The following is an 11,042-nucleotide window of genomic DNA, read 5'->3' as shown; positions in this document are numbered from 1 at the left end:
GTGAAGTGCTAGATACTATCGTTACTCCTCTAGGGGATCTTGAAGTTGTACTTGCAAAGCCCGATGATCGAGAGACGATACGCCAAATGTTAATTGAAGCGGCGGTATGGATGGGCTCAGTTGGCGTTCCACAATGGAACCCGGAGCAATTTACGGTAGAAGAAGTGGATTCTTATTATGCTTCTCGTGAATTGTATCTTCTTGTAAAAGAAAAGGAACCGATCGGTTTTTTCACATTGCAGGAGAAAGATCCGGACTATTGGGGCTCTCTTCATGTGGAAGGATACAGTTATTTACATCGACTCACGGTAAAATCTTCTTTCCAGGGACAAGGACTTGGCAGTGTCATGATTCATTGGGCTGCTAAGCGAACCAAAGCACTCGGTAGACTAGGCTTGCGTCTGGATTGTTGGACAAAGAACGAAAAAGTAAACCTGTTGTATCAGAAGCTTGGGTTCCAACATAAGGGCCTTGGACAAAATCCCAATGGCCGCCCAGTTAATTTATATGAATTGAACCCAGTAATATTCGAAAGTTTATAATCACTCCACTAATAAAAGACCGTCCGGATAGCCCGGACGGTCTTCTTGATGTTCAAATGTGCTTAAGAAGATAGACCCTCGGCACGTAGACGAGCCGTTTTGTCGTATACTTCCTTGAGCAAACGGGAAGGCTGGGGACGAAGTATTGGTTTAGCAGTAATCATTTCGTACGGTCCGATGACGGAGATTTCACTGGTACTGCCTTTGATTACAGCACCTTCTTTAATTATGGCCCCTTCGCCAATAATCGCTCGCTCGATGAGTACATTTCGACCAATTTTTGCATTAGGCATAATGACACTGTCTTTAATTTTAGTGTTTCGGCCAATTTCGGCACCGTTAAAAATAACGGAGCGTTCTGCTACACCATCAAAAGTGCATGAATCATGAATCATGCAGCTTTTAACTTGTAATGCCGGTGGCGTAAATGAATTAGGCTTCGTACGAACTTCCCTAGTGTACATTGGCCATTCTTCTTTTAAGAGCTGCCAGTCCTGGTTATTGCTGAGCAGGTCCATATGGGCTTCCCATAAGCTGTGGATGGTACCGACATCACGCCAGTACCCTTTAAATTCAAAAGCGTGAAGCCGGTCCTCGCCTGACAGCATTTTTGGAATGATATCTTTCCCAAAATCATGGCTTGAGTTAGGATCTGCTGCATCAGCAACCAAATGTTCCTTCAAATATTTCCAATTAAATAAATAAATTCCCATGGATGCTAAATTGCTGGCAGGTTTCTCTGGTTTCTCAGCGAATTCCGTAATACGGTAATGTTCGTCTGTAGACATGACACCGAAACGATGAGCTTCATCCCATGGAACAGGCATAACCGAAATAGTCGCTCGCGTCTTGCTGTGATTATGGAAGTCCAGCATTTCTCGATAATCCATGTGATAAATGTGATCACCGGATAGAATAAGCACATTTTCTGGTTCATGTGAGTCAATATACTCCATATTTTTGTAAATAGCATCTGCTGTTCCCGAATATTCAGTCACCCCAACATTATAAGATGGTAACAAGGAGATCCCGCTGTTTCCGGTCTCTGGAAGTTTCCATGCTTCACCTTTTCCTATATGTTCGTGTAAAGATTCGGCTTCGTACTGAGTAAGTACGCCGATGGTGTCGATCCCAGAATTTACACAATTACTGAGAGGAAAGTCAATGATTCGATAGTGACCACCAAAAGGTACCGCTGGTTTCGCTTGCTTGGAAGTAAGCGGAGATAGTCTGCGACCTTCACCTCCGGCTAATAGCATTGCAATGCAACTTTTTTTATCCATTTTTGTATTCCTCCCGTGTGGTTTCGCCTATGTAGTACTACATAAACAAAATAAAATGCCGTTGAATCTAAAAATATGGAAATTGAAAAGAAAATATTACATATACTTTTCATAAACACATTTCTTTTTTCACGCAGGGAAGTATTGGGTAAATAGAAAGTGGGACTATATTCTAAAGTAGGTGATGATTTGTCAAAGCAATTTATTCAAGCAAGTCCCGTTACTTCTAATGATATTTATTTGTTTCATGAAGGTACGTTATACCGAAGCTACCACACGTTTGGTGCCCATTTGGATAGTGAAAATGGTACGGAAGGTGTCAGATTTACGGTCTGGGCGCCAAATGCACAGCAAGTCGGACTCGCAGCAGATTTTAATGCATGGCATGGAAAAAACGATTTGTTATATAAGATACCCGATTCGGGGATTTGGACTCGCTTTTTTCCGGGACTTACGGAAGGTACATTTTACAAGTATGAAATCACTGGGCCCGGCGGGGAAATCATGCTCAAAGCAGATCCATATGCTTTCCATGCTGAGGTCAGACCGGATACGGCTTCCATCATTCAATCATTAGATGGTTATAAGTGGAGTGATGATCAATGGCGTCGTAATAATCGTAATCCGTATCAAAAGCCCATTAATATTTATGAAGTCCACTTTGGAACTTGGAAACGAAAACCGGACGGTAGCTTGTTTACTTACCTGGAAATGGCAGATGAACTTATCCCATATGTTAAAAAGATGGGGTTTACACATATTGAAATTATGCCGATAACGGAGCATCCATATGATCTGTCTTGGGGATATCAAACGACGGGGTATTTTGCACCCACAAGTCGTTATGGTTCGCCGCAGGATCTGATGTATTTCGTTGATCGTTGTCATGGAGAGGGCCTTGGGGTGCTACTCGATTGGGTGCCTGGTCACTTTACGAAGGATAGCCACGGTCTTAGAATGTTCGATGGTACTCCGTTGTATGAATATGGAGATCCATTATTAGCTGAAAAGCCTGGCTGGGGTACACTCAGCTTTGATTTCGGGAAACCGGAAGTGCGCTCATTCTTAATTTCAAGTGCTCTGTATTGGCTGGATTTATATCACTTTGACGGCCTACGCGTAGATGCCGTAACGAGTATGATTCGATTGGACTTCGAGAAGTCGGAAGGTCAATATCGACTCAATGAACAGGGTGGAGTAGAAAATATAGAGGCGATTTCATTCTTACGTCAACTAAATGAGGTCGTGTTCCACTATTACCCTAATGTATTAATGATGGCTGAAGAATCTAGCGCATGGCCGGGTGTCACGAAATCAGTACAAGATGGTGGGTTAGGATTTAATTACAAATGGAATATGGGTTGGATGAATGACACGTTGAATTACATAGAGAAGTCATTTGAAGAGCGTCCAAAGAGTCATCAGTTATTAACTTTTCCAATTTGTTATGCCTATTCAGAGAATTTTACACTTCCCTTGTCACATGATGAAGTGGTTCACGGTAAGAAATCATTACTGGATAAAATGCCCGGTAATTATAGCGAAAAATTTGCAGGGTTACGGGTGTTGCTTGGTTATCAAATGACTTCACCCGGTAAAAAATTGTTATTTATGGGCGGGGAATTTGGTCAGTTCATTGAGTGGAGAGATCAAGGAGAGCTTGACTGGTTCTTACATGATTATGAATCTCATCGGAAGATGTCCAATTACACTGCTGCTTTAAATCATTTGTATTTGAGTGAGCGGGCGTTATGGGAATTGGATCACAACATGGAAGGGTATCAATGGATTAACCCACATGACTCCTCGCAAAGTGTCATTTGCTATTTACGTAAAGGTAAAAAGGCAACGGATACGGTACTTGTGATCATTAATTTCTTACCTGTAGCTAGATATAATTACCGTGTAGGTGTCCCTAAATTTGGACTCTATAAGGAAATTTTCAATAGTGATCATGAGGATTTTGGCGGTGAGGGACGTGTCCAGCATGATGGAATCCCCAGTGAACGAGTAGCGTGGCATGATCAGTTACAAAGTGTGGTTATGTCGCTTCCGCCTTTAAGCATAACGATCTGGAAAAAGACAGCCAGGAACAACCGAAAGCATGTCATGTTGGATGACAATACAGATAAAGTACAAGCCATAAGAGTTCCGAAAAAGACTTCTAAAAGGAGGATAAAGGAATGAAAATATTGTTCGCTGCAGCTGAAGTAGCTCCATTCATCAAAACAGGGGGATTAGCCGATGTTATTGGCGCACTGCCTAAGGCATTGCACCAAGCAGGGCATGATGTGCGAATTATTTTGCCAAAATACAAGGAAATTCCTGCAGAGTATAAGGATTCACTCCAACACCTTGGTGAGGTATATGTCCCCGTAGGTTGGCGTAGTCAATATTGTGGGATTCAATTTTTAGAGTACGAGGATATTCCGGTCTACTTTCTAGATAATGAATCCTATTTTGGAAGAGATGGGGTATATGGTCACTGGGATGATGGAGAACGGTTCGCCTTCTTGGATCGCGCGGTTCTGGAAGTACTCCCAGCGCTTGATTTCAAACCGGACGTGCTTCACTGTCACGATTGGCATACGGCGATGATTCCATTGCTGCTGCATGAACATTACAGGCACAACGAGTTTTACCAAAATATTCGTACGGTATTCACCATCCACAACTTGCTGTACCAGGGGATTTTCCCTTATATTGTGTTAGGAGATTTACTAGGTTTACCTGATCATTATTTCACCGTAGGTGGTGTAGAATATAATGGAAATGTCAGCTTTATGAAAGCTGGGCTGGTGTTTGCAGACCATGTAACTACAGTGAGTCCAACCTATGCGGAGGAGATTAAGAACTCTCATTATGGATATGGCTTAGATGGGCTTCTTCGCTCTCTAGGAGAGCGTTTCTCAGGGATTGTGAATGGAATCGATACTAAATTATTTAATCCTGTAAGTGACCAGCAGATAGCTGTACGTTATCGGAGTAGCCTAGCTAAGAAAAAGGAAAATAAAATTCAATTGCAGCAAGAATTAGGACTTGTTCAATCAGAAGATACTCCACTTGTTGCTATGGTTACGCGCTTGGTTGAGCCCAAAGGACTTGATTTGGTAACGCGGATTCTTGACGAATGGCTACACTTCGACGATGTTCAATTCGTCATTCTTGGCACGGGAGATCGAGCTTATGAGGATTGGTTCCGCGAAGCGGCTTATCGTCATCCTGAGAAGTTGTCGGTTCAGATTAAATTTAATGATGGACTGTCTCGTCGAATATACGCAGGAAGTGATCTATTCCTCATGCCATCCCAGTTTGAGCCATGTGGGATTAGCCAGTTACTTGCTCTACGGTATGGAAGTATTCCCGTTGTTCGGGAAACCGGTGGTTTAAATGATACAGTACATTCATATAACGAATTTTCAGGTGAAGGCAATGGATTTACTTTTCGCAACTACAATGCCCACGATCTGCTGCATACGCTCAGACGAGGGATATCCTTTTACAGGGATCAGGAGCAATGGAAGAAAATTGTGAGCAATGCCTTTGCCGGTGATTACAGCTGGGATGTGTCGGCGGGAAAATACACTGAAATATATGAGCAAGTCAGCCGTCAGGAATAACTTGTAGAGTACTATAGGGTTCCAATGAGTTAAGCCTCCATGATCCAGCGTGGGGGCTTATTTGGTATTCGTGTTGCGATTCCTTTAACTTGAAAGTGAGCAGATGTTAATCTATAATGTGCGTGTAGTAGTTGCAATTATGAATTACACATCACATCATCAGTATGGCAAAAGGAGAAAATGAAAATGAGTACAGCCAATCGTGGGGTTAACATTGGACCCCCTCGGTTTAAAATAGCCGTTCATTCTATAGTGTGGTTAGCGAAAAGCAACGGTATTTTATCGAGTGCGATGATCGCAAATCAAGTGAATTCGCATGCTACTTTTATGCGTAGAGTCATGCAAGCTTTAACGACTGCTGGTATCGTAGAATCTAAGGGGGGCCGAGAAGGTGGGTATATTTTGCGGAAATCGGCTGATGAGATAACATTAGGTGAGATTTACTCTGCAGTAAGTTCGGAGTCTGGAGATTTAGAACTTAAGGTTGATTGTGGAGGAGCCGGCGAACAATTAGATGTAGAATTAGAGAAAATTCTATATGAAGCGGAACAGAAAACCATTGATTACTTAAGTAACTATACAATTACGGATGTGATGAACCGAATTGACTTTTTTGAAATATAATTTAATAAGGTACTATGCAAATGTAAAAAATTCCATTATACTGTGCTTAAGATAATTGCAGTTAAGGCTGCAATTTTATTTTGGATTTTAATGTGCTTGTCTCGGTTGCAATTTAAATGTGAAGGGGTGGGTAATTTGGATATTGTATCCATGGTATTGCAGGCAGTACTAGGCCTCATGTTCTTGATGGCGGCAGTGGGTAAGATATCAGGATCTAAGATGCATGTTGAAAATTTTAAAAAATGGCGATTACCACAATGGTTTCGTGTGGTCACGGGTATCGTTGAACTCGTTGGTGCCGCTGCCATGATCGTTGGATTTTGGGAGCAGAGCTGGGCAGCAGTTGGGGCGCTAATACTGGGGGTTACTTCAATAGGAGGAATACTTACCCACATCCGTGTTAAGGACTCATTAAAACAAACCTTCCCGATTATATTTTTAGGGGTTGTATCATTTGTGGTATTTTTCCTCAACGTAGCTCATTTATCAGATTTTCCAGGATTTAATTAGATATTGTTTATCAAAAATGGGGTTCAAAGACCCCATTTTTTTATTTTAATTACCAGCCTTTCATTCCTCAATTTGATTTCAATTGACGATACAATATTCGAAAACCAAATGGATCCAACCCAATATTCATACTTCCTTTTTGAGGCTCCACTTTTTCCTCAGATAACGCATCTCGCCAATCAATGGTTTCGATACGATGTGATAATGTACGGAATTTATCGGTATTATTCATCCAAATGATAAAATGCATCGTGTCATCAATCCGTTCGTAGACGATACAACCGTCCTTCTCCCCAGCTTGAAGAAAGCGGAATCGTCCTTGGGTAAGGGCGGTGTGTTTCTTACGAAGCGAGATCATCATTCTGTAGAAATCGAATAGCTCTCGATCTTGCTTCTTAGGGTCCCATTCCATACACTTTCGGCAATCGGGATCACCGTTTCCTGTCAGACCGATCTCATCCCCGTAGAAAATGCAAGGCGTCCCCATATAGGTGAATAAGAATACAGTACAGAGTTTGAGCTTCCGTTTGTCTCCTCCAACACGATTCAACAAGCGTGAGGTATCATGGCTACAGAGCATGTTAAATACGACTTCGTTTGTTTGTTGTGGATACCGCATAATAAGGGAACCCATCTCATTGGAGAAGCTGTAAGCGTCCATACCTCCGTTGAAAAACTGCAAAACAGCATCAGCAAAGGGATAATTCATGACAGAGTCGAATTGATCTCCGAGGAGCCAATTTAGTGAATCTGACCATACCTCACCAATAATATAAGCTTCAGGATTTGCATTCTTAACGATTTTGCGGAAATCCCTCCAAAAGTGATGATCCACCTCATTGGCTACATCTAAGCGCCATCCATCTAAGTTAATTTCCTTAATCCAGTATTCGGCTACGCCTAGCAGATAGTCCTTTACTTCGGGGTTGGCCGTATTAAATTTAGGCATATTGCCATAAAAACCAAATGTATCATATGTTGGGATTCCCTCTTTAATCAACGCGGGATATTCATTGATATGAAACCAATCGGCGTACTTGGAATCTTTGCCGTTCTTTATTACATCTTGAAACGGAAGGAATTGTTCGCTACAATGGTTGAACACTGCATCTAAAACGACACGAATTCCACGATTATGACATGATTCCACGACTTTTTTTAATAAGGCATTGTCTCCAAAATGAGGATCAACTTTCTTATAGTCAACCGTATCGTATTTGTGATTGGATGGGGATACAAACAATGGAGTGAAATAAATGGCATTAATCCCTAAATCACTTAGATGATCTAAATGATCTAATATGCCTTGTAAATCACCTCCAAAGAAATTGTCAATCTGAGGTTTGCTGCCCCAAACAGCGGTGTTCTCGGGATCATTGGAAGGATCACCATTAGCAAAGCGTTCGGGCATGATTTGATAGAAGACGGCTTGCTTGGCCCATTCAGGTACTTTAAATACATCGATTTCATGTATGTACGAAAATTCGTACATCTCTCCAGGTGGATTGGGAGCCTGATGTTGAATTCCGGTATCCAACATAAAGACAGATTCCGTTCCTGCCGTTAGTTTGAAAGCATAGGACAGCCGTTTATACTTTGGTCTTACGGCGACCTCCCAATAATCAAACATCTCATCGTGAGCTGCTTTTTCCATTGGTATATCTTGGTAAGTATGATTCCAATCGTATTTATCACCAGTGATTGCAATAATATGCTCAATATCGTCACGTTTGGTACGTACACGTAAATGAATTGTGTTTACATCATAAGCATAAGCCCACTTGTCTCTTGGCACATGATAACAGGCTTCAAGTAACATGAGGCCACCTCCGAATAAGGGATTTGATTTCAGGTAACTAATAACCCAAAGTGTAATTGTATGAATCATTATCCCCATTCTATCGTGTAATCAATAACTCTCTAAAATATACATAATTTGTGTATAAACAGTGAATAATCTGAATTATTGATTGCATACATATACAAATCAGTTTATAATTATCCCAAGTTAATAGATGATTTGAAATAATATGACAACAGGAGAGAGTCAAATGAAAAAATGGGGTATATTAATATTATGCTTAGTTGCTGTGACTAGCATTCTTGCGGCATGTGGTCAAAATAAAGAAAATGGAAATAAGGAAGCTCAGGGAAGTACAGAAGGTGCCAAAAAGACACTAACACTTGGATTAAGTGCAGACTTTCCTCCATATGAATTTCATATCAAGAACGAGAGTGGAGCGGATGAAATCGTTGGTTTCGACGTTGAAATCGCTAAGGAAATCGCTAAAGATTTGGGTGCTGAGTTAGTCATTAAGGATATGAATTTTGATTCTTTGTTAAATGAATTGTCTACTGGACGTATCGATTTGGTCATTTCGGGTCTAAGTCCTGATCCAACACGTGCTAAGCAAATTGATATGTCGCAAATTTACTATAATGCTGAGCAGGCAGTTGTAACTCTGACAGATAACAAAGATAAGTATGCTACGATGGAATCTTTGGAAGGAGCAAAGATTGGCGTTCAGAAGAGCTCAATCCAAGAGGACATTGCTAAGGAAATTACGGGTGCAAAAATTACTTCGCTAACAAAAATAAATGATATTATTATGCAACTAACATCCGGACGTGTAGACGCTGCTATCATTGAAGGACCAGTAGCAAAATCATTTGTGAAAAATGTTGAAGGTATCGTGATCACGGATGCAAATCCAGTAACAGAAGACGAAGGTTATGTAGTTGGTGTGAAGAAAGGCAATACAGAAATGCTTGACCAAGTAAATGCAACTCTTGATCGTTTGATCAAAGACGGAAGCATTGACAAGTTTGTAGCCGAAGCTAGCGCTCTTGCTGAGAAATAGAACGATCCTGTAAGATGAAGATATTCAGATTTACGGAAAATAGCGAACAGGTTTCGCTATTTTCTGTTTTTGTGACGATGAATTTTAATAGTATAGTGTTTGAAGTGGAGGCATGAATTTTTTATGGAATTTTTAACAATGTTCTGGGATTATCGAAGTTATTTTATGACAGGGTTACAGTATACGCTGTTGCTTGCTGCTATTGGTGTGTTATGCGGATTTATTCTGGGCCTATTAGTAGCTCTTCTTCGTATGTCAAAATGGGCGGGGGTACGATTTATTGGACATGCTTGGGTAGAGTTCCTGCGTGGTACACCGATGCTTGTACAGCTCTTTATTATTCATTATGGTCTCGCAACGTTTGGGATTAATTTCAGTCCGATCCAATCAGGGGCAATCACACTATCCATCAATAGCTCAGCTTATTTAGCAGAAATATTCCGTGCAGGTATTCAAGGCGTCGATCGTGGACAAGGTGAAGCTGCAAGATCACTTGGACTGACGAGAGGGATGTCAATGCGATTTATTATTATCCCGCAGGCGATCAAATCAGTCCTTCCGGCAATCGGGAATGAATTTATAACGATTATTAAAGAATCTTCCATCGTATCGTTCATTGGAGTCACAGAATTAATGTTCCAATCGGGTTCGGTTGTAGGGATTACTTATAACGGAATGACACCCTATTTGATCGTTGCCGTGATGTATTTTATACTAACATTTACATTCTCGAGAATTCTGGGTGTGTTTGAAAGGAGATTAAAGGCTAGTGATTACCGTTAATGGTTTACACAAGAAATTTGGTCCTTTGCATATTTTGAAAGGGATTGATCTGGAGATAAAGCAAGGAGAGGTCGTAGTTGTAATCGGACCTAGTGGTTCTGGTAAAAGTACCTTTCTACGTTGTATCAATTTGCTGGAAGAACCTACTCAGGGAGAGATTCAGTTTGAAGGGGAATCGATCACAGCAAAACGCCACAACATTAACAAAACACGTGAGAAAATGGGTATGGTATTTCAGCAATTCAATCTCTTCCCACATAAATCTGTCATAGATAACATTACACTTGCTCCGATTCGTGTTAAGAAAATGGAGAAGAGTAAAGCAGAGGACCTTGCGATGGAACTACTTCGTACGGTTGGATTGGAAGATAAACGTGATGCTTATCCATCCCAACTATCGGGTGGTCAGAAGCAACGGATCGCTATAGCTAGAGCGTTGGCAATGGAGCCACATGTCATGCTATTTGACGAGCCCACATCAGCGCTCGACCCTGAAATGGTCGGTGAAGTGCTTGATGTTATGAAGAAGCTGGCTGAGAAAGGTATGACGATGGTGATTGTGACTCATGAAATGGGCTTTGCTCGTGAGGTTGGGGACCGGATCTTGTTTATGGACCAAGGTGTCATTCTAGAGCAAGGTACGCCTCAGCAGCTCTTCGGTTCACCACGTCAACAGCGTACTAAGGACTTCCTTGGTAAAGTACTCTAATATCTAATTTTATTGGCGCAACATAGTAAAAAAGGCAAGTCTCGGGCACTCGAGACTTGCCTTTTTTGGCGTTTTGGTAACAAAATTGTGGGGTTGAAAAGTCGAATTTT

Annotated in this window: 8 protein-coding genes and 1 pseudogene; 7 read left to right on the top strand and 2 right to left on the bottom strand. The window is 41.3% G+C overall.

What is annotated here, in order from left to right:
- The first annotated feature begins 5 nt into the window (after positions 1-5).
- Positions 6-542, top strand: coding sequence for a GNAT family N-acetyltransferase (locus tag IEW05_RS10325; protein WP_229753429.1), 537 nt, complete (start codon positions 6-8; stop codon positions 540-542).
- Between the two features lie 62 nt (positions 543-604).
- Here the strand turns inward: IEW05_RS10325 and IEW05_RS10320 are convergent, their stop codons facing one another.
- Positions 605-1,825 (bottom strand): glucose-1-phosphate adenylyltransferase, encoded by a 1,221-nt coding sequence (locus tag IEW05_RS10320; RefSeq protein ID WP_188538363.1) that lies wholly within the window; start codon positions 1,823-1,825, stop codon positions 605-607.
- A 189-nt stretch (positions 1,826-2,014) separates the two neighbouring features.
- Here IEW05_RS10320 and glgB point away from each other — a divergent pair, with 189 nt between their 5' ends.
- The 4 genes from glgB to IEW05_RS10300 all read left to right on the top strand — a co-directional run bounded on the left by glgB (position 2,015) and on the right by IEW05_RS10300 (position 6,579).
- The gene (glgB, locus tag IEW05_RS10315) at positions 2,015-4,012 is read left to right on the top strand and encodes a 1,4-alpha-glucan branching protein GlgB (protein WP_188538361.1); all 1,998 of its coding nucleotides are present in this window, start codon (positions 2,015-2,017) and stop codon (positions 4,010-4,012) included.
- Entirely contained in the window at positions 4,009-5,445 is a 1,437-nt protein-coding gene (gene glgA, locus IEW05_RS10310) for a glycogen synthase GlgA (RefSeq protein WP_188538359.1), read from the top strand. The genes glgB and glgA overlap by 4 nt, the downstream gene beginning before the upstream one ends.
- A gap of 186 nt (positions 5,446-5,631) precedes the next feature.
- Positions 5,632-6,069: an RrF2 family transcriptional regulator gene (locus IEW05_RS10305; protein ID WP_188538358.1), complete on the top strand. Its 438-nt coding sequence runs from the start codon at positions 5,632-5,634 to the stop codon at positions 6,067-6,069.
- A 42-nt stretch (positions 6,070-6,111) separates the two neighbouring features.
- The gene (locus IEW05_RS10300; RefSeq protein ID WP_229753330.1) at positions 6,112-6,579 is read left to right on the top strand and encodes a DoxX family protein; all 468 of its coding nucleotides are present in this window, start codon (positions 6,112-6,114) and stop codon (positions 6,577-6,579) included.
- A 67-nt stretch (positions 6,580-6,646) separates the two neighbouring features.
- Here the strand turns inward: IEW05_RS10300 and IEW05_RS10295 are convergent, their stop codons facing one another.
- Complete coding sequence (locus IEW05_RS10295; protein ID WP_188538354.1) at positions 6,647-8,398, bottom strand: alpha-glycosidase; 1,752 nt, start codon at positions 8,396-8,398, stop codon at positions 6,647-6,649.
- A gap of 232 nt (positions 8,399-8,630) precedes the next feature.
- Between IEW05_RS10295 and IEW05_RS26180 the strand changes: the two are divergent.
- Together IEW05_RS26180 and IEW05_RS10280 are read left to right on the top strand one after the other, a co-directional pair.
- Positions 8,631-10,223 (top strand): annotated as a pseudogene (locus IEW05_RS26180) (ABC transporter substrate-binding protein/permease).
- Entirely contained in the window at positions 10,210-10,932 is a 723-nt protein-coding gene (locus tag IEW05_RS10280) for an amino acid ABC transporter ATP-binding protein (RefSeq protein WP_188538348.1), read from the top strand. The pseudogene IEW05_RS26180 and the gene IEW05_RS10280 overlap by 14 nt, the downstream one beginning before the upstream one ends.
- Positions 10,933-11,042 lie beyond the last annotated feature (110 nt).

This window comes from Paenibacillus segetis (genome assembly GCF_014639155.1).
GTDB lineage: Bacteria > Bacillota > Bacilli > Paenibacillales > Paenibacillaceae > Fontibacillus > Fontibacillus segetis.
Note: the sequence above shows the minus strand (reverse complement) of the source record. Positions and strands in the feature narration are given on the sequence as shown.